This is a genomic window from Kitasatospora herbaricolor, from assembly GCF_030813695.1.
In the GTDB taxonomy this organism is placed as follows: Bacteria; Actinomycetota; Actinomycetes; order Streptomycetales; family Streptomycetaceae; genus Kitasatospora; species Kitasatospora herbaricolor.
The window spans coordinates 1,086,415-1,109,996 of sequence record NZ_JAUSVA010000002.1 but is presented as its reverse complement, the minus strand read 5'-3'; the positions used below and the strand labels follow the sequence as shown (position 1 = coordinate 1,109,996).

Genomic DNA, 23,582 nt, shown 5'->3' with positions numbered 1-23,582 from the left:
GGGGCGGGTGCGGCGAAGACGTCGTCCGCCGCGTCCCGGGGCGGCCGGTCACGGCGCGCCGCCGCGCCGGCCGCGGGCGGCCCTGGCGAGCATGCCCACCGCCCAGAGCGCCGACGCGCAGCCGGCCAGCAGGACGGGCGCCCAGCCCGCCGCGCCGGCCCAGCGGTCCGGCAGCAGACGGCGGCAGAGCGGGCCGGTGGCGGCCAGGGCCAGGGCGGCCAGTCCGGCGCAGAGCAGCGCGTAGCCGCCGAGCACCAGCCGCAGCCGGCCGGAGTACCCGGCGAGTGCCGCCGGCCGGCCCCGCCGGACGGCCGCCCGGGCCAGCAGGACGGCGAACGTCCGGCTGTCGGTGGCGAGCTGGACGTGCCCCAGGGCGTACCCGAGCATCTTGTAGCCGTCCAGCGGCGGCAGCGGCAGCAGGTTGGCGAGCGCCATCACGGTGCCGAACAGCAGCAGCCCGGCCAGGAACGGCCGGGCCTGGGCCCGGTCCGGGAGCAGCGCCCAGAGCGGGTAGCACGGCAGCAGCAGGACCAGGTTCGTCAGCACCCCCGCGCCCGCCGTGGCGACCTGCTGCCGGCGGCGCGGGAAGAACCGGACGTCCTCCATCTCGCAGTACAGGTACGTCATCAGCAGCCACCGGCGCAGCCCGATCTCGGTGGTCCGGCCCCCGAAGGCCCGCCCGGCCAGGCCGTGCGCCAGCTCGTGCAGGGCGAGGCTCACCCAGAGCACCGCGCCGACGGCCGCCAGGGCCACCGGCTGGTGGGTGAGCCGGGCCGCTTCGTCGACGAGCTGCCCGAGCCGGGCGGCGATGCCCGCCAGCAGGGCCGGGACCAGCACCGACAGCGGGAGCAGGGCGAGCGGGCGACGGACGGAACCGGTGGCGCGGTGGATCCGGTCGAGCAGGGCCGGCGGGTCGGCGACCAGCCGGACGCTGCCGGTGAGCAGCGTCGAGCGGCGCCGGGGCCCGGGCCCGTGGGCGGGCGCGTGCGAGGGCGCGGGGGCGGCTGCGGGGGCGTGGCCGGCCAGCAGCCCGCGCCCGTACAGCAGGCCCAGCATCTGCTGCCACTGGGCACCGCCCAGGCGCAGCCGGAAGTGCCGCGCGTACTCCTCGCCGATCTCGTCGAGCGACCGGGTGCCGTCGAGCCGGACGATGATGAAGTGCTCCTTCACCCCGACCTCCAGCCGCCGGTCGCCGTCCGGGTCGCGGATCAGGTGGATCGTGCCGGTGCCGCGCCGCAGGGCGCCGCTGATCCGCACCCCCGGCTTGATCCGCGGTCTCAGCGTGAGCAGGTCCCGGTCGCTCACGGCGCCGCCGCCGGGTGCGGTTCGCGCAGCGCGCGGCCGAGGACGTAGCTGAGGTAGGCCTCGTCCCGGACGGTCACCGACAGCCGGTTGTTGGTCATGTGCAGGTAGGGCGAGAGCAGCATCGGGAGGGACTCGGCCGGATCGCCGACCGGGAGGTCCCGGGTGCCGTCCCAGGAGCGGAAGACCAGTTCGCCGCGCCCGGTCAGGTCCAGCACCCGTTCGCGCAGCTCCAGGCAGTGCTCCGCCCAGCCGCGCAGGACGCTCGGCAGCCGCTGCGGCGCGCCGTCCGCGACGGCGGCCCGGATCATCCGGAAGCGCTGCGGCAGGGTGGCGTCCATCGCGGTCCAGGCCCGGTCGTAGCCGTCCTGGGCGGTGTAGTTGGTACCGGCGAACGCGCCGTTCCAGAAGGCGTGGTAGCGGTCCAGGAAGGAGAGCAGTGCCTCGTCCTCGGCCAGGAAGCAGCCGGACATGGTCATCATCAGCTGGGCGGACAGCCCAAGGACCACCGTGCGCAGGTGCACGTTCATCGTGCGGGCCGCCTCGACCACCAGGTCGCTGGAGCGCTGGAAGTGCCATTCGGCGAGCGCGATCCCGGCCGGACCGCCGTACTTGCCGTACTCCGGCTCGTACGGCTCGGCGCTGAAGGTGTTGTTGGCCCGCAGCCGCATCCGGCCGTCCTCGCCGAGCAGCCGCCCGCGCTCCGTCTCCGGGTACTCCAGCTCGAAGAGGGTGTTGTACAGCTCGGCCAGGAATCCGCCCTTGACCTCGTACAACGCCGGTCGCCGGCGCAGGAATCCGGCGATCGCCTGCTCGGCGCGCGCCCGCACCGCCTCGGTCGCGGCGGGGGAGGAGGGCCGTAGCCGCAGCCGCAGGTGCGGGCCCTCCAGCCAGTAGTTGATGAAGAACCAGCCCGCCAGCAGGCCGTCGCGGGCCAGCTCCTCGGTCAGCGGGCGGACGCACTCCAGCAGCAGCGGGCGCGGGCTCGCGGCGTAGAAGACGTGGAAGGCCAGCCAGTCGCCGGGGGCGGGCCCGGGACCGGCGTGCGATGCGGTGGGGTCAGTCATGGCCGTGCGCTCCCTGCTGCTCGGGCGCGGCGGCGGCCGCCGCGCGGGGGACGGTCTCCACGGCCAGCTCGGCGACGTGCCGGCCGAGCGGGGAGCGGACGTGCAGGGCCTGCTCGCCGGGCAGCATCTCCTCCAGCACCACTCGGGCCGGGCCGCCCGCGAGCAGGGCGTCCAGGGCGGTCAGCGACAACGGGCTGTCGAAGTCGACGTACTGGGGCTTGGTGGCGCCCTGCCAGCCGGCGGCGCCGCCGGGCCCGGGCTCCGGGCGGACCCTGGCGAACACCTGGGCGGGCAGCGCGTGCCGGCGCCGCCACCGCTGCCAGGCCAGGTAGCGGGCCGCCTCGCCCTCGCCCGGCCGCGGCTCGGGCAGCGCCCCCGGGCCGGCGCTCCAGGACCGCCGGTGCAGCACGAGGCTGCCGTGCCGCAGGCGCGGGCGGTGGGTCACCCCGCCGTCCGCCGGGCCGGCCGGCACCCCGCGCCAGGCGTCCGGGGTGACCCGCGAGGTGGGGGAGAACAGCAGCAGGGTGCGGGGGATCTCGGGCAGCACCATCGGGACGAGGTAGCCCAGGTAGAGCGGCACCACCTCCCGCCGCAGGCGGCGCGAGCGCAGCACCAGCCGGTCCGCCGCCGGGTCGTGCTCGACGTACAGGTCGTCGAGCCGGATCCGGGCGGCCGAGGGGGCGGTGCTGGTCTCGCCGGGGCAGACGATCTCGAACTCCGTGAGCCGGGCGTGCAGGTTGAGGTTGGTGGTGGCGGCGCCCGCGGTGACCTCGGCGAAGACCGAGCCGGCAGGTTGCAGGCCTTGCAGCGTCCGGCGCAGCCCGGCGACCAGCCCGGCGGCCGGTCCGGCCTCCGGTCCGTCACCGGCTGTGCCGGCCGGTTCCGGCGGCTCCGTAGCGGCGTCCTCGGCCGGGTCGAAGCAGTGGGTGAAGCGGGTGAACGGGAAGCAGAGGCCGCCGTAGGAGTTGTTGAGCACCACCAGCGGGTCGCCGTCGCGCCGGGCCAGCTGAAGGAAGTGGCTGTACGGTGCGAAACCTCCTGGGAGGGGTGCGAGTTCGGCGGCCACCGCGGCCACCGTGGCATCGTCCAGTTCGAGTTCCTCGGCCCCGGCGGCCCGCCCCTCCCACAACGCCTGCATCCGGAGGGAGAGTTCGCTCCGGGCGCGGTCGAGGGCGGTGATCTCCGGCATGCCCAGCCAGTTCTCCTCCGGCGGGTGGGCGCCGTCCGGGCCGGTGGCCGGGCGCCGCGAGGTGAACTGCAGGTACTGGTTGAAGATGTCCTCGTGGAAGTCGTGCACCAGTTTGAGCAGGTCCTCGCAGCGGCCGCCCCGGCCGTACCGCACCAGGAAGAAGCCCTTCAGGGTGAGGCGTTGGGCGAGGGCCACGTCGAAGAGCGGCAGGATCCGGGTCAGCGACTCCAGCGGTCCGGCCGCCAGCCGCGCCCACGGGCCGGCGTCCGCCGCCACCGGCGGGCCGGCCACGTCCTCGTACAGCAGGGTCTGCGGCAGCGTGGGCTCCGGTGCGCCCAACGCGCGCTGTACGTCCAGCAGATCGCGGCGCAACCCGGCCAGCAGGGAGCGGCGCCCGGCGGTGTCGGCGGTCGGGTAGCCGGCCAGCCGGCGGGCAGGTCCGTCCAGCCGGTCGGCCAGGACGCCGGCCCAGGGGCGGTCGAGGTCGCGCAGGGCCCGCCGGAACGAGCTGAGCGGATCGCGGCTGTGCACATCGGTTGCCAGCCAAGGGAGTTGGAGGATGCCGAGGTCCAGCAGGGCGGTCAGGTACTGCTCGGCCTCGACCGGGCCGGCGCCAGTCCCGGTGGCCAGCAGTGCGGCCAGCTCCCCGTACCGGACCAGCGGCGCGGTCCGCAGCAGGTCCAGCACCTGCTCCAGGGCGCCGCTGAGCCGCAGGAAGAACAGCCGGTCCTGCGCGGCGTCGAAGCTGACGGCGGCGCTGTCGTCGCCGGCCGTCACCGACCGGCGGACGTAGCGGACCCGGTCCTCGTCCAGCGCCCAGCCGGAGGCGACGGTGAGCGGCAGGTCGCGGCGGCGCTCGGGGTCGGCGGCGACCAGCTCGGCCAGCCGGCTCAGGACCACCACGTTCAGCCGGACGTGGCCGGCCGGTTCGCCGTCCAGCAACACGTCCTCCATCGCCGGGAGTTGCCCGGCAGGACCGGCCGTCACGCCGTCGGTGGGAAGACGGAAGACGCCGGGGGACACGGTGGTGAGGGTGCTGAACGGGCTGGTCTTGCAGGCCGTTCGGTAGAGGTAGGAGAGCAGTGAGCGCTCCATCCTGCGGCCGCGCTTGTCCGGGGCGGTGGCCGGGCCGGCGATGAAGGCGTCCAGTTTGCCGTCCAGCGTGGGGGAGGCCAGCAGCAGGCCCAGCCGCAGCACCGGGAGGCCGGCCAGTCGCCGCAACTCCGCCCGGCTGTTGATGAGTTCGTCGGCCAGCACGGCCTCACCCCGGGCCTGCAGGGCGGTCAGCCGGTGGCGGGCGTCCAGCCAGTCGGCCAGCAGCCGGTGGGCCGGGCCGTCGGAGCGGGCGGCCAGGGCCAGGACGTCGGAGACGTCCCGGGGCGGCCGGTGGTTGAACACCGCGCGGCGGACGGCGAGCACCTGGCGGCGCAATCGCTCGTCCGGGGCGGCCGGGACCAGCGCGGCCAGCGGTTCGCCGAGCCGGGCCCCGAGCCCGGCCAGCCGCTCCTCCTCGTCGAGCAGTCGGTCCGCCCAGCGGCGGGTCCGCGGGCCGCGCAGGCCGTGCACGGCCTCGATCGGCAGGCCGGCCGCGCGCAGCACGAACCGGGGGCTCAGGGCTGCGGCGCGGGGCTCGCCCGCGGGCGGTCGCCCGGCCGACCGCTCCTCCGCCGGGGCGTGCTCGTTCAAGGGGTCCTCCGGGGGTTCAGGCGATGGCATGGCTGAAGTCGGCCGGGTGCGGCCGCTCGTGGCCGATCATCATGATCAGCAGTGGCGTCTCGCCGGGGCCGTCGAGCCCGAGCTCCTCGGCGTACGAGACGCAGTCGAAGCCGAGCGCGACGCCGCAGGCGAGGTGGAGTGCGGCGCAGGCGGTGTAGACGGCCTGCGAGATCGCCCCGACGGTGGCGTTGACCAGGCGCAGCCCTCGGTCGCCGACCGCGTCCAGCACGGCCGCGGTGGGAGCGGCCGGGACGATCACCGCGCCCGCCTGCTCCAGGTTGTAGTTGGAGAGGAAATAGTTCTCCTGCAGGAAGGCGCCCGGTGGGCCTGGTTTCAGCAGCCGCAGAGCGCCGGTCGGGCCGTCGTAGGCGTAGGTGCCGGCGGGTACCGCCTCGATCCGGTTGACGAAGACGTACAGGCTGGTGAGCGGCGGCCCGCCGGGGGCCTGCGCGTCGCTGCCCAGGTCGCCGCCGGCCGCGGCGGCCGCCAGCGCCGCGGCCAGTTCCCCGGCGCGGACCGGGACGGTCGCGGTGAACCGGCCGAAGCTGCTGCGGCGGGCCCGCAGGGCCTCGCGCACGCCGAGCGCGAGCCGGTCGGGCCGGGGGAGCGGCACCACCTCGCCGCCGGTCGGGGCGGTCGGGGCGGCAGGGGCGGCCGGGCGGACCAGTGCCCGGGCCAGGGCGTCGGCCGGCGGACGGTCGGCGGCGCCGGCCAGGGTCGCGGCGTGGATCCGCCGGACGGTCTCGAAGCCGAGGACGCGCCGGGACTTCTCCTGCTCCCCGATCCGCACCCGGGCCCCGCCGCCGGTCGGTGCGGATGCGGATGCGGATGCGGGGGGCGGGGCCGGGGCGTCCCCGGTGTCGGGGCCGGTCACCGGACCGGCCGGACCGGTCGCCGGGCGTTGCCAGCGGAGCGGGACCACCGCGAAGACGCCCTCCTCCTCGGGGGAGAGCCCGAGCAGGTTCCCGATCCGGGTTTCGTCGAACCACAGCACAGGCCTGATCTCCAGGCCCCGGGCCCGGGCCCACAGGCGCCAGGTGCCTAGCAGGGCGCCGACGTCCATGGTGACCACGTGGTAGGCGAAGCTGTTGTACTTGAAGGCGTTCTGCCAGAACTTCACGCCCAGCACCAGGAACTGGTCGGTTCCCCGGTCGTGGGACGGTGCACCCGGCGGCCCGTCCGCCCCGCCGCCGAGCGCGGCGCGGACCTCCGCCGAGACGTCGCCGGCCAGCAACCGCTGCATCGAGTGGTGCGGCGTGGCGTAGTGGTAGACCCCGGGGGTGAGCGGGCCGCTCGGCCCGGCGACCCAGTGGATGCCGATCGGGTACAGGCCGCCGCCGGAGGCGGTGCCGCGCGACCAGTTGGCGTGGGTGTAGAGCGGCAGGGTGCCGAGGTCCGAGTTGGCGTGGACGGCCAGCCGGCGGCCCGTCAGGCCGTAGGAGTCCTGCAGCATCCCGCCGAGCAGGGCCGGCGTGAACCCACCGTCCCGGGGCGGTCCGAACAGCCCGTCCTGGACGGTCGCGTCGGCGGGTGCGTCGCTGTCGGGCAGCGGGAAGTGCTCGGCCCGCGGGTAGAACTTGCCCTTCCTGGGCCGGTCGGCCCAGTCGGGCACGAAGTCCGCCGGCTCCATGGGGACTCGGCCCCGCTGCATCACCGCGTTCGCGTACGCGTGGGCGTAGCCCATGTGGGTCCTTTCAGGAACTCGGTCGGAAGCGGTCGGGGGCGGTCGGGGACGGGGCGGGGGTCGGGATTCGGGGACGGGGGAGCGGTGGACGGCGGGGGCCGGTCCCGGTAGCGGGCCCGGCCCGGTGCGTGGACCGGTTCGTGGGGCGGCCTGGTCATGGGAACGGGTGCGGGGCCGGATTGAGCTCGTCCGGGCGCAGGTCCCGGGTGAGCAGACCGGCCTCGCGTGCCGCGGTGCGCAACCTCGGCATGGTCAGGGCCCGTTGGCGGCTGCGGCCGAAGTCGATCGGCAGCAGTCCGGGCACCAGCACGCTCGCGGTGTGCAGGTCGAGGTCCCGCTGTTCGGGCATCGTCTGGTCGACCACGACGACGTCGAACCCGGCGCCGGTGACCGCCTCGACGCAGGCCAGCAGGTCGTCCCGGAGGTCGCCGCCGGGCTCGATCACCGCCCGACCGCCGGGGCCCGGCCGGCGCAGGCTGTCGAGTCCGGCGAGCCCTCGGCCCCCGCCGGCCGGGCGCGGCGCCAGCAGGAAGTCGGCGTACCGGGCCATCTCGGGGAGTCCGTACACCAGCGGGTGGTCGTGCAGCACCTGGATCCGGTCGAAGTCCTCGGCCATCGCCCGCAGTCGCCGCTCCTCGCGGGCGGTGCGGCGGCGCAGGTTGACGGCGTCGGTGGCGATCTCGCAGAGGCCGGCCCACACCGCCGCCTCGGGGTCGAGGCTCGCGCCCGCACCGAAGCAGAGCCGGCCGAGACCGCCGTCGACCCGCTCGGCGACGGCGGTCACCACCGGGATCGGGAAGGTCGTCCGGGTGTCGAAGAACCGGGCCCGGTAGCCGTACATCTCCAGCCGGTCGACCATGGCGGCGATCCCGGGCCGGACGGCGCCTCGGACGTCCAGTTCGGGCAGCGCCAGCCGGCCGTACCAGGCGAGCAGGAAGGCGTCCCGTTCGACGGCCTCCATCAGGCCGAAGTAGACCGCCTCCTCCAGGCAGCCGCCGGAGGCGCAGCCGTTGGAACTCTCCTGGACGAACCGGTTCTCCAGCCCGCCGGGTGCGTGGTAGTAGGTGAGGATCTCCGGCACCAGCAGCGGCTTCCGGTCGCGCAGCGACCACCCCCAGACCCAGGGGATCGCGCGGTCCGGCGCGAACGGCCGCACGCCCGGTTCGGCGCGGTGGAACTCCTCGGCGTAGAGGCCGCAGTCGCGGGGGTCGAGGGCCTGTCCGTCGAGGTCGTCGAAGGCGGCGACCACCGTGGTGCGCCGGCCCCGGGCGCGCATGCCGGCGAACCGCTCCAGGCCCTCCAGCAGCCCGACCCGGGTGCTCGCCCGGTAGCTGCCGGTGTGACCGCCCCAGAAGCACTCGCGCAGGTAGTCGCCGGAGCGCATGGTGAAGCAGCCGACCGTGGCGGAGGTGGACGCGGAGACCAGGTCCGGTACGACCGAGGGCCCGAGCATCCCGGCGACGGGGTTGACGAAGGCCTCCGACGGGAGGTCGTAGGCGTCGGCCCCGCGCAGCCGGAACTCCTCGGGGGCGGGCTTGGGCCGGCTCTGCAGCTCGATCCGGGCGGCGCCGGCGCTGTCGTCGGTGCGGTGCCCGCAGCGCGGGCACTCGGCGTCGGGGACCAGCGGGAAGGCGCTGACGTGCAAGGTCTCCAGGTCCAGCAGGTCGACCAGGGGGAACCGCGCCGCCGGGCCTGCGGCCGTCGCGGCCCGCTCCCGCCGGGCGGTGATCAGGGCCGCGACGGCGTCGGCGAGGAACGGCACCGCCCAGGGCGGGCGGCCCGCGGCCCGGGTGCCGCCGCCGAGTTCCAGCGCTTCTCGCAGCGGGCCGGAGCGGACGGCCTGCCAGCGCCGGGCCAGACAGCGCGCACAGGGCGCCGGCACCCGGCCCCCGGCGGGCCCGTGGGCCGCGGGGACGGCCAGGGGGTAGGGGCCGATGATCGCGTGGTGGCCGTACAGGTGGAGCGGAGTGCTCGGGGCGTCCCCGTCGGCCGATACCGCCAGTTCGTCCCGGACGCCGAGCACGGACACCCGGGGCGCCGGGCCCGGCAGCCGGTCGGCCAGGGCCCGGGTGAGCTGGGCCGCCAGGCCTTCGCAGACCTCCGCCCACGGGCCGGTGTACCCCGTCCGCGCGTCCCGTCCGGGTGGGACGGCCGGGCGGGCGAGGGTCTCACCGAGCACCGGTCGGCCCGTCCGTGAGCAGCACCCGGGCGACCGCGATCCGGCCGGCCCGCAGGTCGGCGGCGGCGACCGGGGCCACCAGCGCGTCCCGGCCGAGGGCCCGCAGCCGGGCCGTGACCTCCGGCAGGGTACGGACGGCGGCCGGGTCGCTCGGTGCCCCGGTACCCACCGGCAGCGTGGCGGTGGCCAGTTCGCGCAGCATCGGGTCGCCGGTGTCGGGGTGTTCGGCGGCCGGTCGGCCGGCCGCGGGGCCCGCGGTGTCGCGGCCGAGCTGCACCCGGCCGAGCAGGTCCCGGGCCGCCTCCAGGGCCGCGCCGCGCAGTCGCGGTCCGCTGCCGACCGCCCAGCTGTCCCGCCCGGTGCCCGGGTCGGTGGCCCGGGCCAGCACCACCGGTACCAACTGCTCGGGGCCGGCGCCGAGTTCCAGCAGTTCGAGCTCCAGGCCGAGGTTCTTCGCCGAGCGGGCCAGGAAGACGAGTTCGGGGTCGTCCTGGAACAGACCCGGGTCGACCCGGGCGGCTGGTGCGCCGCGCAGCGTCCGGCGCAGGGCGTCGTGGGCCAGCGCGGAGAGCAGCCCGCGCGCCGTCGCCGCGGCGGGTGTGCCGGCCGCACCCGTCCCGGCGCAGGTCGCCTCGAAGGCCCGGTCCCGGTTGTAGGGGCCGAAGGTGCGCAGGGCGCCGGCGGGGACGAGCACCTGACCGCCGGTCAGCAGCGAGCCGGCCCCGGCCCAGAGCGGGACGTCGGCGGCGCCGGCCCCGGTGCCCGCGCCGATGCCCAGCGACCGCGGGTCCACCAGCGGCCGGTCCGCCGCCCCGGCCAGGGCCTCCTCGGGCGTCACCCGTCCGGCCGGCGGCACCACGTGCTCGGCGTAGACCTCGGCGGCCCGGTACAGGGCGCGGAGCCGGGCGCCCGCGACATGGTGCACGTCGAAGGCGGAGATCTCGCGGGGAGCGCCGTGGCCGACGGAGAGCGCCACCGTGCCGATCTTCAGCGGGGTCTGGTTCCACCCGTCGTCCGCGTAGGCGGTGAAGACCCCGGCGTTCGGCCGGACCAGCACGGCCCGTTCGTCGAGTTCGGCCAGCGCGGCCCGGGCGGCGTCCTCCTCGGCGGCGCCGTCGGCGGGCGGGCGGCCGTCCCCGGCCGGGTCGTTCGGTGCCGGCCGGGCCGGGGCCGCGGGCCGGTCGGTGCCCAGGTCGGTGAACCCGCCCCGGACCGCGGCGTCCGCACCCCGGGCGTCCGGGGCGGCGTCCTGCGTCCCGCCGCAGCGCGGGCAGCGCGGGTGGGGGAGCAGCGGCTCGGCCACCACGTCCAGGGAGTCCAGGTCCTGGATGATCAGCCGGCCGTCGGTCTCGGCGGGCAGCGCCCCCGTGGTGAGACGGAACACCTCGTAGCCGAGCAGGTTGCCGAGCATCGCGGCGAGCGGCCGTCCGATCCGGGGCCCACCGGGATCGAGCGGTGCGAGCGGGCCGACCGAGCTCCACAGCTCGGCGGCGGCGTCCGGGGCGGTGTTCGCGCCCAGCCGCAGCGCCGCGCACGCCCAGCAGCCGCGGGTGTCCGCCGTCATCAGGGGGCCCACCACGGCGCGGTCGCCGATGGTCCAGGCGCCCAGCAGCCGGCGGCCGTCCGGGATCCCGGCGTCCAGCAGCCCGACCAGTTGCCGCAGCCCGGCCGGGCCGCCGGTGACCACCACCAGGTCGAAGCCCTCCAGGTCGGCCCAGCCCAGGCCGGTCCGGTGCGGCTGCGGCGCGGCCCCGCCGCCCAGCAGGGTGACCGAGACCGGGCAGCCCTCGGCCACCAGGGCCGCGACCTCCGTCCGGACCTCCTCGAACCCGTTGCCCGGCCGGTCGACGCCCGCCGCCACGCCCACGGCCGCGCAGCCGTTGCGGACCAGGCTCAGCACGCACCAGCGCGCCGTCAGGTCGTCGCCCAGCACCGCCACCCGGCTCTCCCGGAACCGCTGGAACCGGCTCCCGGCCTCGCCCACGTAGTGGTCGACGTAGTCGATCTGCGCGGCGAACCGGGCGGCCACCTCGGGTGCCGGGGACGGTGCGCCGGCCGGGCCGGCCGGGCCGGCGTCCCGTGCGAACCCGCGCTTGTAGAGGGCCCGGACCAGCTCCACCACCATGCTCCGCCGGGTGCCGTCCAGCCCCTGGCAGATCTCGGCGACGCTGTTGCGGCCGTTCAGGTGCGGCACGATCAGCGAGGCGAAGCGGTACGCCTCCTTGGTGGTCAGGCTGAAGCCCCCGTGGGCGTTGTGGAACAGCACACCCTCCGGAGTCCGGGTGAACAGCACGTCCCGGCGGACTCGTGGGCGGGTGTCGGCGATCTCCTCGTACGCGGCCATCGGCCTCACACCTCTGTCGTACGCAGCGGAGCGGCTGGCTGCCGCGGGGACCCGGCCGGCCCGGGAGCGGCGGCGGCGCGCTCCACGGGGCGGTCGGCAGGACGGTCGGCGGGGCGGTCGGCGGTCCCGGGGTTCTCCGGGTGCCGGGGGCGCTCCGGGGGCTCGGCGCGCTCGGGACGGTCCGACCGCGCCGGACGGTCGGAGCGGTCGGGCCGGTGGGCGGGGGGTGCGGGGGAGCGGCCGTGCGAGGCCGCCCGGGTGAAGGTGCGCAGGAGTTCGTGCACCCGGTAGCGGCCCGGCGGCCATTCCTCCAGCAGTCCGGCCCGCACCAGGCTCGCCAGGACGAGTTCGCCGCTCGCGGGGGCGTCCGGCCCGGGGCCGAGGTTCCGGTCGCCGGCCGCGCGCCGGTCGGGCAGGTCCGCCGGGTCGAGCGGGTCAGGCGGGTCGAGCAGCTCCGGCGGATCGGGTGGGTCGAGTACGCCGGCCGGCTCCGGTGGTCCGGGCCGCCTCCGGACGGCCGGGATGCCGGCCGGGCCGAGCCGCTGCGCCGGGGCCGCGAACGGGGCCGCGAACGGGGTCGGGGACCGCCCGGGCGGCCAGGGCTCGCCGCTCAGCAGGGCCGCTTCGAGGCGCCGCAGCGCCGGGCCGGGGCCGACCCCGAGCTCCGACCGCAGTTGCACCTCGACCCTGCGGTACTCGGCGAGGGCCTCCGCGCGGCGGCCGGTCCGGTGCAGCGCCTCGATCAGCTGCTCCCAGAAGCGTTCGTGCAGGGGGTGCGAGTGGGCCACCGGCCGGAGCTCGGCCAGCGCCTCGCGACATCGGCCGAGTGCGAGCTGGATCTCGAAGACCCGCTCGGCGGTGCGCAGCCACTCCTCGGTCAGCCGGGGGACTTCGTCGAGGTGCAGCGCGTCCGAGTGGACGTTGGACAGGACGGGCAGCTGCCAGAGGGCCAGCGCCGTGCGGAGCAGGTCCAGCTCGGCGCCCGGGTCGGCCTCCGCGGCGGCGGCCCGGCCGAGTAAGGAGCGGTACTCCAGCAGGTCGAGCGTGTCGGCGTCGGCGGCCATCCGGTAACCGCCGGGCACGGCCTCGATGGTGTTGCCGGAGATGCCGTACTTGCCGAACAGCCTGCGCAGCCGCAGGACGCAGGTCTGCAGGGCGGCCTTCGCGGTGGCCGGGGTCTCCTCGCCCCAGATCACCCGTTGCAGGGAATCCACCGAGACCACGCTGTTGGGACGGACGAGCAGGGCGGCCAGCAGGGCGGCGGGTTTGGAGGGCTGGAGGACGACGGTCTCGTGGCTGTCCGCGATGGCCAGCAGCCCGAGGACGGTGAACCGGGCCGGTGCCCTTCGGTCTGGGGTCCTCCCGTCGGGCGCCGGCCCCTCGCCGGCCCCGGGAGTCGTCTCGCTGTCCCCCACGGTTCCCCTCCCCCACGTTGCGTGTGCGCTGCAGAGATCCGGTGCGGGCCGTGGTCGGACCGTGCCGTCGGGTGGGGAAGGCACCGACTTGACTGAACGGTGCCAACGCCCAGGTGGTCGAAAGTACGGTGTGACGATCCATCAAGTCAACGATGCGTATGGTCATTTGAGCGAACATTGAGCAAAGGGTTGTGACGGCTCCACGGTGTCGGGCCGCCGCACGATCGGTGATCCCGGCTACCCGTGCGCCGCCGCTCCCGGGCCGGCGGCCCAGGCGGCGAGCACCTCGAAGTCCTCGTCCCGCAGCCCCTTCGCCGGATGGACGCGGTGCAGCAGGGCCGGGCCCGGATGGCGGGCGGCGACGAAGGCGCGGTCGGCCTCGTCGATGTCGTCGTCGACCCAGGCGAAGGGCTGCCCCGCCGCCCAGCCGACGATCTCCCAGGTCTTGGCGCAGGTCCCGTCGGGGCGCCTTTCCTGGCTGATCGCGGCGTTCGCCGCCGGGCGGACGTACGGCCGCACCGGCCCCGGGGGTCCAGGGCCGGTGCGGTCTCCGGGTGATCGGTTTCGGACGGATCAGACTTCGGACGTTTCAAGGGGGTGGACGTGGGCCCGCCCCGGAGGGAACTGTGTCAGACGCAGAGGACGTCGCTGCCGGGCAGGTCCTGAATGGTCGACTCGGTCAGGCTGCCGGCCTGGTACTCGTAGTAGAGGTACGTGTAGAGGTCGATCCGGCCGCCGCAGGAGGAGTCGGCGGCCACCTGGTAGGAGATGGTCACGGTGGTGCTCGCGCCGGGGGCGATCGGTGCGGAGTAGTCGACGGTGTTGCCGCTGAGGGTGAACTTCAGGCCGGCGGCCTGGGTGGTCTGCCAGGTGGGCAGGACGGACTGGTAGATGAACTGCACCGGGGTGTCGTGGACGTTGGTGAACGTCAGGGAGAGCGACACCGAGCCGCCGGGCGTCACTGTCGAGGAGCTCGCGGTGACCGACAGGGCCGGGGAGGCCGCGTGCGCCGGGGAGGCCATGAACGCCAGGGCGAGGACGAGGGACAGGATCGCGGACAGGCCGAAGCGCCTGAAAGTTGTGGTGGGCATGGCAAGGGAGCCTAGGCGCCGATCCCGGGCCCGGGCCGGTCCTCCTGGCAGGACCGGACAGATGACGGAGCGGCCGGCCGGAGGAGGGTACGCATAGCCGGTCAGAAAAGTACGGGGACAGAGGATTAACCCGGCCGATCCCGGGTCCGCAGGACGACCTCGGCACCTCCTTCGCGGTATCGGCCGGCCCCGCTCGGGCCCTTGCCCGTCCTCCCGACCGCGGTGTCGGCCGGCCCCGCTCGGGCCCTTGCCCGTCCTCCCGACCTGGGGTTCTGCTGTGTACGTCGCGCCGCAGCCCCGGTGCGGCAGCCTCCGTCACCCCGCCGCCCGGGCCGTGCGGAGCCCGGCCGCGCCCGGTCGTCAGTCGTCCGCCGGCAGCTCGGCCAGAGTGGCGATCACGTCCACCAGGGCCTCGCCGCGCAGGGCGGTGAGTGCCAGCGGTCGGCCGATCGCGTCGGCCAGCATCAACCGCTGCAGGGCCTGGGCGTTCGCCACCGGCTCCCCCTCGGCGGTGAGCAGCAGATCGCCGGGGCGCAGCCCGGCGCGGGCCGCGGGCGCGCCCGGGACGACCTCGACGACCCGCATCCCGTCCCGCCGGCCGGTCCGGGCACGGAGCGCCGGCGGCAGCGGTGCGGGCACGCCGGCGAGGCCGAGGTACGCCCGGCGGATGCGCCCGTCGCTGAGCAGGGTGCTGATGATCAGACGGCTGGTGACGTTGATCGGGACGGCCAGACCAAGCCCGTTCCCGGCCACCGCCGTGGTGATCCCGACCACCGCGCCGTCGGAGGTGGCGAGCGCCCCGCCGGAGTTGCCCGGATTCAGGGCCGCGTCGGTCTGGATCACGTCGTCGATCACCCGGGTCGCGGTGCCGGTGCGGGCCGGCAGCGAGCGGCCCAGGGCGCTGACCACACCCGCGGTCACCGTGCCGGCCAGCCCGAGCGGGTTCCCGACCGCGACCACCAGCTGCCCGACCCGCAGCGCGCCGGCCTCGCCGAGCCGCACCGGCGGCGGGGTCGCCGCGTCCGCCCGGAGCACGGCCAGGTCCGACAGCGGGTCCGTGCCGATGGTGTGGAACGGCGCGGTCGTGCCGTCGGCGAAGTCCAGCGTCCCGGCGTCGGCGTGCCCGACCACGTGGGCGTTGGTGAGCAGGAACCCGTCCTCGGTGAACACCACGGCGGACCCGGTCCCGGACGCGAACCACCCGCCCCGGCTCCGCCGGAGCACCTGCAAGGCCGCCACCCGTGGCGTCAGCTCGGCCGCCACCGTGGTGACGGCCCGGGAGTAGGCGTCCAGCTCCGCCCGCTCCGCGGGGGAGCGCCCGGGCTCGGGCAGTGTGCCGGACACGGCTCGGCCCTCCTCACCTGACCCGGCTGTCGCCGGCCGCCGGCACCCTCGGCCTGGGCGCCGCGCTCTACCTCCTCAACAACGACCGACCCGCCGCACTTCCGCACCGGCCGTCCGGTCGACCGGCCGTGGACCGTACGCCCGGGGCACACGCCTACGCCCGGGGCACGCCCGGTACGCCCGGGGCCTCAGCCCCGGCCGCCGCCTTGCCACCGGCCGGCCCCTTGCTCCGGTAGCGGCCGGAATTCGCCCGTCCCCAGCGCGACCGTGGCCCGCGCCAGCATCGGCCCCGCCTCCCGCCGCGAGAGCAGCGTCAGCTCCCCGACCCTCGCCTGACGGCCGCCGAGCCGGGCCTCGCACTCGGCGGCCAGCCCGCGCGGATCGCCCGTCCGGCCGAGCGACAGGTGCGGGGTGAAGCCGGCGCCGCGACCGGCACAGCGCGGGAAGCGCTCCACCAGGGCCTCGTGCAGTGCGGCCCACGGCCGCTGCCCGGCCGCCGCCGGATCGAGCCAGACGGTGGCGTAGCGGCGGTGCCGGAAGCTGCGCACCCCTTGCAGCCGCGCGGTGAATCCCGGGGTCAGGGCAGCCACCTCGGCCAGCAGCGGGCCTGCCTGTGGGAACTCCGGCTCCGGGACGAAACCGAAGAGCAGATTGACGTGCGGCGGCCACCGGCGGACCTGCGGGTCGTGCTCCCACCTGATGTCCTGGACCGCCGGCCAGAGCTCCGGCGGGGGGATCCAGGCCAGTGCCGTCCGGGGCGTCGGCGCGAGGTCGAGCACGCCCGGGACGGCGGCCGCCCCGGCCGCGTCCTCGGGACCCGGCCACGGTTCCACCCGGCCATGATCCGCCGCGGACGGCCCCGGGCGCGAACGCCGGCGCCGGTCATCGGTGCGCCGAGGATGCGTCCGGGTCGGCCGCGTCCAGGGCGCCCGGAACGGACCTCAGGCGACCGGCGCCGGGAAGTACGCCTCGGTCCAGCGGTCCAGCTCGGCGAAGACCTGGGCCCGCGCCTGGTCGCCCGAGAGCACCAGGTCGTGCATGCCGCCGTCGATCCGGACGGTGGTGACGTGCCGGCCGAGGCGGGGCGCGAGGGCGGCGATGTCGTCGGCCCGCAGGATGGCGTCGGTGCGCAGCAGCGCCGGGTCCCACTTGCTGGTGACGGTTGACGCCGTGGAGGCCATCAGCAGGACCGGGCAGTCGATCCGCAGCCCGCGCCGGACCTCGCGCTGCCCGCGCTGGATGGCGGCGAGCCAGCCGGCGTAGAGCGGGAAGCCCGCGGCGGGCTTCAGGGTGAGGTCGAAGTCCCAGTCGCCCCGGTGGTCCCGGTGCAGGCTGTGGACGTAGTGCGGGTTGAGCGGGGCGGGCAGCTTGCGGGTGGCCGCCAGCCGGCCGAGGGCGTCGATGGCCGGGGCCCCGATCGCGCGGATCGCCGGAGCGGTGGGCAGGGAGAGGAACGGGCTGTTCAGGAAGAGCCCGTCCACCAGGCCGCGTCCCGCCCGCCGGGAGGCCCAGAGCGCGCCCACCAGCCCGCCGGTGGAGTGGCCGTTGACGAGCAGCCGGGTGTGGCCGTCCAGATCCCGGACGACCCGGACGGCCTCGTCGATCTCCTCGTCGTAGGCGGCCAGGTCGCGGACGAAGTTCGGTGACTGGTGGGGGCGCAGGGATCGCCCGTACTTGCGCAGGTCGAGGGCGTAGAAGGAGAAGCCGGCCGCGGTGAAGTGCTCCGCGAGGTGGGTCTGGAAGAAGTAGTCGGTGTAGCCGTGGAGGTAGAGCACGGCCTGCCGGGAGCCCGGCACCAGCCGCCGCACCAGGGTCGCGTGGACGGGACCCTCCTCGTCGGCGCGCAGCGGCAGCTCGGCCGCCTCGTACGGGGCACCCAGGATGTCTTCTCGGAACTCCACGTCTGACCCACCCAGCCTCTGCTCTGACCTGCTGTCACAGGAACCACTGCTTCAGGGAGCACCGACGATACCGGCCGGTAGCCTTTCCGGTGGCAGCGACTCCACACTCGGCGCCTATGCTGCGGGAATGCCCAGAATCACCGCCACCGGGAGGACGTCCCCGGTCGCCTCCCGCCCGTCCGTCCGGTCCCTGCGGCCCCTCGTGCCCCTCCTGCCGGACCACCGGACCGTCCCGGACCACCGGACCGTCCCGGGCCGGCAGCGGCAGGGGGCGGCGTGAGCGGCACCCCCGGACCCGCCGGCACCCCCGGACCTTCCGGCACCCCCGGCACCCCCGGACCTTCCGGCCCGACCGGCGGCCTCCCCGAGCCGCTGCCCGTGCAGCGCCGGGTCGACCTCGGGACCGCCAAGCTGATGCCGGACCTCGACCAGGACGGCGGCTGGCTGCTCACCCTCGACGACACCCCGCAGTCCTACGTGGACCTCGGCGACCCGACCCACCTCGAATTCGAGTACACCCGCCGGCTCGGCCACCTGGTGGACGCGCTCGCCCCCGCCGGGGAGCCGCTGGACGCGCTGCACCTCGGCGGCGGCGCCCTCACCGTGCCGCGCTACCTCGCCGCGACCAGGCCCGGCTCCCGCCAGCGGGTGGTCGAGGTCGACGGCCCGCTGCTCGCCCTGATCGAGGAGCGGCTGCCCTGGCAGGGACCGGGCGTCGACATCACCACCACCGTCGCGGACGCCCGCGCCGCGCTGGCCGCCGCACCCGCCGGCTCGGCGGACCTGGTGCTCGCGGACGTCTTCCACGGGTCGCGCACCCCCGCCCACCTGACCTCGGTGGAGTTCCTGCGCCACGCGGCCGCGGTGCTGCGCCCCGGCGGCTGCTACGCGGCCAACCTCGCCGACGGCCCACCGCTGGCCTTCGCGCGGGCCCAGGCCGCCACCCTTCGGGCGGTCTTCCCGCACACCTGCCTGGTCGCCGAGCCCTCGGTGCTGCGCCGGCGCCGCTACGGCAACATCCTGGTGATCGGCTCGGACCGGCCGCTGCCGGTGCCGGAGCTCAGCCGGCTGCTCGCCGCCGACCCCTTCCCGGCCCGCCTGTGCGACGAGGACGAGCTGACGGCCCTGGTCGGCCGGGCCCGCCCCGTTCTGGACGAGGACGCCGAAGCCTCGCCGCCGCCACCCGCCGGGGCGTTCAGCGTCGGCTGAGCGCGGCTGGGCGTCACATCGGCGGAGCCCTGCGCCGTCCCGCCGAACCGATGCTCCCACCGGCGCGTCGGGCGGGCCGGGGACCGGCCGGGGGCGGCGCCGGTGCCAGAATCGGCAGGTCCAGTCACCACGTCCCGAGGAGCGCGACCATGACCGCCCGCCGACCGGCATCGTCCGACCGCGTCCCGTCCGACCGCGTCCCGGCGGACGCGGCCCCGACCGGCGCGACACCCGCAACCCCGGCGCCGGCCGGCCGGGCCGCCGCGTCCGCGCCGGTGGTCGCCGACGACCTCGCGGCGGTGCCCGAAACCGCCCTGTGGACGCTGTACCACCGCGCCGTCGAGGCCGCCCGCCCCGACACCGTGCTGCCGGACCCGAAGGCCGTCGAGCTGGTCGAGCGGATCGACTACCCGTTCGACGACCGCTTCGCCGGGGGCGGCGGCCTCCAGGCACAGCTCCAGGCGCTGCGGGTGGCCTGTTTCGACCGGGAGGTGGCGGACTTCCTCACCCGGCATCCGCGCGGGACGGTGGTCTGCCTCGGCGAGGGCCTGGAGACCCAGTACTGGCGGGTCGACAACGGGCGGGCCAGGTGGCTCTCGGTCGATCTGCCGGAGCTGATCGCCCTGCGGGAGCGGCTGCTCCCGACCGGGCCCCGGCAGCGGCTGCTCGCCTGCTCGGTGACCGACCCGCGCTGGATGGACGAGGTCGATCCGGCCCAGGGCGTTCTGATCACCGCGCAGGGCCTGCTGATGTACCTGCGTCCGGGGGAGGTCCGCGAGCTGATCGCCGGCTGCGCCGAGCGCTTCCCCGGCGGGACGCTGGTGCTGGACGCCGTACCGCGCTGGTTCAGCAGGCTGACCCTGAGCGGCAGGATGCGTACCCGGAGCTACCAGGCGCCCCCGATGCCCTGGGGGATGGACGCGGACGAGCGGTCGAAGCTCCGTACGGCGAGCGCGGCCGTGGTGGCGGTGCGGGACGTGTGGCCGGTCGGCGGGCGTGGCCTGCTGGGTGCCCTGCTGCCGCTCGCGCTGAGGGTGCCGCCGCTGGCCACCCGCCGCCCTTCGGTGGCCGCGCTGGAGTTCGCCGGCCGGCCCGAGCAGTCGTAGGGCGCCCGCGCCCCGCCGCCGGCCGACGATCGAAGGACCACCGCCGGGCCGGCCCGCTGCGGCTCGGTCGGGAGGATGTCTCCCGCCGGGACGGGCCGGCCGGCCCGACGCGCTCCGGTGACCGCGGCAGGGCCGGCCCGCCGCCGCGGTGATCCGGGCGTGTTCAGCCCAGTTGCTGGGCGTTGAGGCTCGTGAGGTGCTCCTGGTCGGGGCTTTCCTTGGCCTTGAGGACCTGTCGCGCTGTTGATCCGCCGTGCTGAGGGGGCGAGGCGGTGCCCTCCGGCGCACGTCCGGGACGCGTCGGGCGCACGCCCGGTGCACGTCCGGCGCCTTGGCCGGTGTCGACGCCGCCGAACGAGGGCGTGCCCGGGCCCGGGTCCGCGCGGGGGTGCGTGCCCGGGCCCTCCGGGGCCGGGTCAGCGGTGGCCCAGCACGTTGACCACCCGGCCGTTCGGGTCACGCACGAAGAACCGGCGCACTCCCCACTCCTCGTCCTGCAAGGGGTGGACGATCTCCGCGCCGCTCTCCCGCACGGCCGCGTAGGCGGCGTCCACGTCGTCCACCTCGATGCTCATGTCGGGCGTGACGGGCGCGGTCAGGTCTTCGGTCATGAAGCTGATCTGCGCCGCCGGCGCGGACGGCGAGGCCAACGTCATGATCCAGCCGTGATTCATCACCTCCTCGAATCCGAGCAGGCCGTAGAACTCCCGGCTCTCCGGCCCGGCTTCCGACCGGACATTGGGTACCACGCGGCGAACGGTCATCGACTGCTCCAAGTGAGTACGGGCGTGCCTTGCGGATTCCTAGGAGTACTACGCCGGCCCGGCCGGCGCGCACCTGCTCGAACGTGTCCCGGGCGAGGGCGGGGTGCGGCCTCCGGGCGCGCGGGCGGCCGGCCGTGCGGTCCGGTGGCCACCTCGGGTGACCGGCGGGCGCCCGGCCGGCTCGCGGCCCCGGATCGAATACCGGCTGTCGCCCATTCAAACCTTATGCGGGGAAAGATCGCTGCAACGAGGTAATGCATTGGTTCGTCCGGGGCAACGGGAGGCGGCGGCCGATACTGTTCCACCGTGTCCGGACGGATTCCCGGATATTCGCCCTCTTTTTCTCTTTTCCCGGTGATGTGTACGTACAGGGATCGCCGCCTGACGAATGAGAGATCTCCCGATGACCACCGAAACCAGCCCCGAAGTCCAGCCTGCGCCGTCCCAGCAGTCCAGTCTGAGCACGGCCGCCGCCCGCAATCTTGCGAGTACGACCAAGTCCGCCCCGCAGATGCAGGAGATCACCTCCCGGTGGCTGCTGCGGATGCTGCCCTGGGTGGAGACCAAGGGCGGCACCTACCGGGTGAACCGCCGGCTCAGCTACACCGTCGGCGACGGACGCATCGAGTTCATCCAGAACGGCGGCGACGTCCGGGTGATCCCGCGGGAGCTCGGCGAACTGGCCCTGCTGCGCGGCTACGAGAACGAGGAGGTGCTGACCGCGATCGCCGGCCGGTGCGTCCAGCGCGACTTCCGGCCCGGTGAGGTACTGGTCGAACGTGGTGGCCCCGCCGACCGGATCCACCTGATCGCCCACGGCCGGATCAGCCAGACCTCGGTCGGCAAGTACGGCGACGAGGTCGCCGTCGCCGTCCTCGCCGACGGTGACCGCTTCGGCGAGAACGCCCTGCTGGACGCCGATGCCAGCTGGGACTACACGGCCACCGCCGAGACCCCCGGCACCCTGCTCTCCCTGTCCCGCGCCGACTTCGCCTCCGTGCTGTCCGCGGCGCCGGATCTCCAGGCCCACATCCAGCAGTTCAGCTCGCTGCCCCAGCAGCGGCAGAACAAGCACGGCGAGGCCGAGATCGCACTGTCGGCCGGCCACACCGGCGAGGCCGAACTGCCCGGCGCCTTCGTCGACTACGAACTCAAGCCCCGCGAGTACGAACTCTCCCTCGCGCAGACCGTGCTGCGGATCCACACGAGGGTCGCCGACCTCTACAACGGGCCGCACAACCAGACCGAGGAGCAGCTCCGGCTCACCATCGAGGCCCTGCGCGAGCGGCAGGAGCACGAACTCGTCAACAACCGGGAGTTCGGCCTGCTCCACAACGCCGACTTCAAGCAGCGGATCCAGACGCACTCCGGCCCGCCCACCCCGGACGACCTCGACGAGCTGCTCTGCCGCCGGCGTGGCACCAAGTTCTTCCTGGCCCACCCCAAGACGATCGCGGCGGTCGGGCGGGAGTTCAACTCCCGTGGCCTCTACCCGGACCACGTCGACGTCGGCGGGCAGCAGGTACCGGCCTGGCGCGGGGTCCCGATCCTCCCCTGCAACAAGATCCCCATCAGCAAGGAGAACACCAGCTCGATCGTGGCCATGCGAACCGGCGAGGACAACCAGGGCGTCATCGGCCTGCGCCAGACCGGTCTGCCGGAGGAGTACGAGCCGGGCCTGTCGGTGCGCTTCATGGGCATCGACGAACGGTCGATCATCTCCTACCTCGTCTCCACCTACTACTCCGCCGCCATCCTGGTGCCCGACGCGCTCGGTGTGCTGGAGAACGTGCAGATCGCCCGCGGGCGCGACTAGGGCCCGCTCCACGGTCACGACAGCCCGGACCTTCCCGGGCCGGTCGAGCATGCCCGGACCCGGGACAGCCCACCCACCTCACCAAGGAGCCAAGGATGCCCGATCCCGGGCTTTCCCCTCTGCAGTCGAGCCTGCCTGCCGCGGCGGCCCGCTTCGGAACGCACATCCTCGCCGGCGCCCGGTCCCCCGGCCCGGAACCCGTCGCCGGCACCCGGTCCGCCCTGCCGTCCCTGCCCGGCCGGGTCTTCGCACCCGTCCCCGCCGCGGGGGAGGCGCCCGTGGCGGTGCCCGCGCCCCTGGTACCGGACGCTCCGGGGGGCGGCCCCGCCGCCCGACAGGTGGTGGAGGGTGCTGCCGAGGTGGGGCGGTCGAGCCCCGTGCTGGACCGGATCCTGCGCGGTCCCAGCGGGTTGGGCACGTCGAGCCTGCACCCGGCCCTGCGCGAGGAGCCCGCGGCATCCGGGGCGCCGGTGGCGGGTCGTCCGATCCCGGGTCTCTACCACCACCCGGTGCCGGAGCCCGACCCGGCGCGGGTGGAGGAGGTCAGCCGGAGGATCAAGGCCTGGGCCCTGGACGAGGTCCAGTTGTTCCCCGAGGACTGGGAGGACCAGTTCGACGGCTTCTCCGTCGGGCGCTACATGGTCGGCTGCCATCCGGACGCGCCGACCGTCGACCATCTGATGGTCGCCACGCGGCTGATGGTCGCCGAGAACGCGGTGGACGACTGCTACTGCGAGGACCACGGCGGGTCACCCGTCGGCCTCGGCGGACGCCTGCTGCTGGCGCACACCGCGCTGGACCCGTTGCAGACCACGACGGAGTACCGGCCGCAGTGGGCGCAGTCCCTCCACGCGGACGCCCCCCGGCGCGCGTACCGCTCCGCCATGGAGTACTTCGTCCAGCGGTCCACCCCCTCCCAGGCCGACCGGTTCCGGCACGACATGGCCCGTCTGCACCTGGGGTACCTGGCCGAGGCCGCCTGGGCCCAGACGGATCACGTGCCCGAGGTGTGGGAGTACCTGGCGATGCGCCAGTTCAACAACTTCCGCCCCTGTCCCACCATCACCGACACCGTCGGCGGCTACGAACTGCCGGCGGACCTCCACGCCCAGCCCGCCATGCAGCGGGTCCTCGCGCTCGCCGGGAACGCGACGACGATCGTCAACGACCTGTACTCGTACACCAAGGAACTCGCCGGCCCCGGCCGGCACCTGAATCTGCCCGTGGTGATCGCCGAACGCGAGGGCGTCTCCGACCAGGAGGCCTACCTCAAGGCCGTCGAGGTCCACAACGACCTCATGCGGGCCTTCGAGGACGAGGCCGCCGCCCTGGCCGCCGCCTGCCCCGCCCCGACCGTGCTCCGCTTCCTGCGGGGAGTGGCCGTATGGGTCGACGGCAACCACCACTGGCACCGGACCAACACCTTTCGCTACAGCCTGCCCGACTTCTGGTAAG

General features: G+C 75.3%; 17 protein-coding genes. 4 read left to right on the top strand and 13 right to left on the bottom strand.

The annotated features are described in order from the left end of the window. Positions 1-48: 48 nt before the first annotated feature. From J2S46_RS05255 to J2S46_RS05200, 12 genes are all read right to left on the bottom strand, one after another. Positions 49-1,305 carry a zinc metalloprotease gene (locus J2S46_RS05255; RefSeq protein ID WP_191292797.1) on the bottom strand — a complete coding sequence of 419 codons (1,257 nt, stop codon included), beginning with the start codon at positions 1,303-1,305 and terminating at the stop codon, positions 49-51. Then, positions 1,302-2,369 carry a lantibiotic dehydratase C-terminal domain-containing protein gene (locus J2S46_RS05250; protein WP_191292796.1) on the bottom strand — a complete coding sequence of 356 codons (1,068 nt, stop codon included), beginning with the start codon at positions 2,367-2,369 and terminating at the stop codon, positions 1,302-1,304. The genes J2S46_RS05255 and J2S46_RS05250 overlap by 4 nt, the downstream gene beginning before the upstream one ends. Further along, entirely contained in the window at positions 2,362-5,274 is a 2,913-nt protein-coding gene (locus J2S46_RS05245; protein WP_191292795.1) for a lantibiotic dehydratase, read from the bottom strand. The genes J2S46_RS05250 and J2S46_RS05245 overlap by 8 nt, the downstream gene beginning before the upstream one ends. Continuing rightward, a complete protein-coding gene (locus J2S46_RS05240) occupies positions 5,261-6,958 on the bottom strand; it encodes a nitroreductase family protein (protein ID WP_191292794.1) in 1,698 nt (565 codons plus the stop codon). The genes J2S46_RS05245 and J2S46_RS05240 overlap by 14 nt, the downstream gene beginning before the upstream one ends. 154 nt (positions 6,959-7,112) lie before the next feature. Continuing rightward, a complete protein-coding gene (locus tag J2S46_RS05235) occupies positions 7,113-9,137 on the bottom strand; it encodes a TOMM precursor leader peptide-binding protein (protein ID WP_191292793.1) in 2,025 nt (674 codons plus the stop codon). Beyond that, positions 9,127-11,481 carry a TOMM precursor leader peptide-binding protein gene (locus tag J2S46_RS05230; RefSeq protein WP_191292792.1) on the bottom strand — a complete coding sequence of 785 codons (2,355 nt, stop codon included), beginning with the start codon at positions 11,479-11,481 and terminating at the stop codon, positions 9,127-9,129. Before J2S46_RS05230 ends, J2S46_RS05235 begins: the two co-directional genes overlap by 11 nt. Before the next feature lie 5 nt (positions 11,482-11,486). Beyond that, positions 11,487-12,896, bottom strand: coding sequence for an AfsR/SARP family transcriptional regulator (locus tag J2S46_RS40795; RefSeq protein ID WP_191292791.1), 1,410 nt, complete (start codon positions 12,894-12,896; stop codon positions 11,487-11,489). A gap of 237 nt (positions 12,897-13,133) precedes the next feature. Further along, positions 13,134-13,415, bottom strand: coding sequence for a hypothetical protein (locus J2S46_RS05220; protein WP_191292790.1), 282 nt, complete (start codon positions 13,413-13,415; stop codon positions 13,134-13,136). A gap of 110 nt (positions 13,416-13,525) precedes the next feature. Beyond that, positions 13,526-13,987 (bottom strand): COG1361 family protein, encoded by a 462-nt coding sequence (locus tag J2S46_RS05215; RefSeq protein WP_191292789.1) that lies wholly within the window; start codon positions 13,985-13,987, stop codon positions 13,526-13,528. A 360-nt stretch (positions 13,988-14,347) separates the two neighbouring features. After that, positions 14,348-15,331, bottom strand: coding sequence for a S1C family serine protease (locus J2S46_RS05210; RefSeq protein ID WP_229913148.1), 984 nt, complete (start codon positions 15,329-15,331; stop codon positions 14,348-14,350). Between the two features lie 188 nt (positions 15,332-15,519). Beyond that, complete coding sequence (locus J2S46_RS05205; RefSeq protein ID WP_191292788.1) at positions 15,520-16,164, bottom strand: 2'-5' RNA ligase family protein; 645 nt, start codon at positions 16,162-16,164, stop codon at positions 15,520-15,522. Between the two features lie 108 nt (positions 16,165-16,272). Further along, positions 16,273-17,232 carry an alpha/beta hydrolase gene (locus J2S46_RS05200; RefSeq protein WP_191292787.1) on the bottom strand — a complete coding sequence of 320 codons (960 nt, stop codon included), beginning with the start codon at positions 17,230-17,232 and terminating at the stop codon, positions 16,273-16,275. 414 nt (positions 17,233-17,646) lie between these two features. Here J2S46_RS05200 and J2S46_RS05195 point away from each other — a divergent pair, with 414 nt between their 5' ends. After that, positions 17,647-18,441 carry a spermidine synthase gene (locus tag J2S46_RS05195; protein WP_191292832.1) on the top strand — a complete coding sequence of 265 codons (795 nt, stop codon included), beginning with the start codon at positions 17,647-17,649 and terminating at the stop codon, positions 18,439-18,441. 149 nt (positions 18,442-18,590) lie between these two features. After that, positions 18,591-19,547 (top strand): class I SAM-dependent methyltransferase, encoded by a 957-nt coding sequence (locus J2S46_RS05190; RefSeq protein ID WP_191292785.1) that lies wholly within the window; start codon positions 18,591-18,593, stop codon positions 19,545-19,547. 416 nt (positions 19,548-19,963) lie between these two features. Here J2S46_RS05190 and J2S46_RS05185 read toward each other — a convergent pair whose 3' ends face one another. Further along, positions 19,964-20,311, bottom strand: coding sequence for a VOC family protein (locus tag J2S46_RS05185; RefSeq protein ID WP_191292784.1), 348 nt, complete (start codon positions 20,309-20,311; stop codon positions 19,964-19,966). Between the two features lie 403 nt (positions 20,312-20,714). On the opposite strand from J2S46_RS05185, the gene J2S46_RS05180 reads away from it, so the two are divergent. Both J2S46_RS05180 and J2S46_RS05175 read left to right on the top strand, forming a co-directional pair. After that, entirely contained in the window at positions 20,715-22,127 is a 1,413-nt protein-coding gene (locus tag J2S46_RS05180; protein ID WP_191292783.1) for a family 2B encapsulin nanocompartment shell protein, read from the top strand. Between the two features lie 95 nt (positions 22,128-22,222). Continuing rightward, a complete protein-coding gene (locus J2S46_RS05175) occupies positions 22,223-23,581 on the top strand; it encodes a family 2 encapsulin nanocompartment cargo protein terpene cyclase (RefSeq protein WP_191292782.1) in 1,359 nt (452 codons plus the stop codon). The last annotated feature ends 1 nt before the right edge of the window (position 23,582 follow it).

Coding starts and splice junctions, on each gene's coding strand:
- J2S46_RS05250 (WP_191292796.1), bottom strand. CDS start 2,369: ATGACTGACCCCACCGCATCGCACGCCGGTCCCGGGCCCGCCCCCGGC.
- J2S46_RS05245 (WP_191292795.1), bottom strand. CDS start 5,274: ATGCCATCGCCTGAACCCCCGGAGGACCCCTTGAACGAGCACGCCCCG.
- J2S46_RS05240 (WP_191292794.1), bottom strand. CDS start 6,958: ATGGGCTACGCCCACGCGTACGCGAACGCGGTGATGCAGCGGGGCCGA.
- J2S46_RS05230 (WP_191292792.1), bottom strand. CDS start 11,481: ATGGCCGCGTACGAGGAGATCGCCGACACCCGCCCACGAGTCCGCCGG.
- J2S46_RS05215 (WP_191292789.1), bottom strand. CDS start 13,987: ATGCCCACCACAACTTTCAGGCGCTTCGGCCTGTCCGCGATCCTGTCC.
- J2S46_RS05195 (WP_191292832.1), top strand. CDS start 17,647: ATGCCGGACCTCGACCAGGACGGCGGCTGGCTGCTCACCCTCGACGAC.
- J2S46_RS05190 (WP_191292785.1), top strand. CDS start 18,591: ATGACCGCCCGCCGACCGGCATCGTCCGACCGCGTCCCGTCCGACCGC.
- J2S46_RS05185 (WP_191292784.1), bottom strand. CDS start 20,311: ATGACCGTTCGCCGCGTGGTACCCAATGTCCGGTCGGAAGCCGGGCCG.
- J2S46_RS05180 (WP_191292783.1), top strand. CDS start 20,715: ATGACCACCGAAACCAGCCCCGAAGTCCAGCCTGCGCCGTCCCAGCAG.
- J2S46_RS05175 (WP_191292782.1), top strand. CDS start 22,223: ATGCCCGATCCCGGGCTTTCCCCTCTGCAGTCGAGCCTGCCTGCCGCG.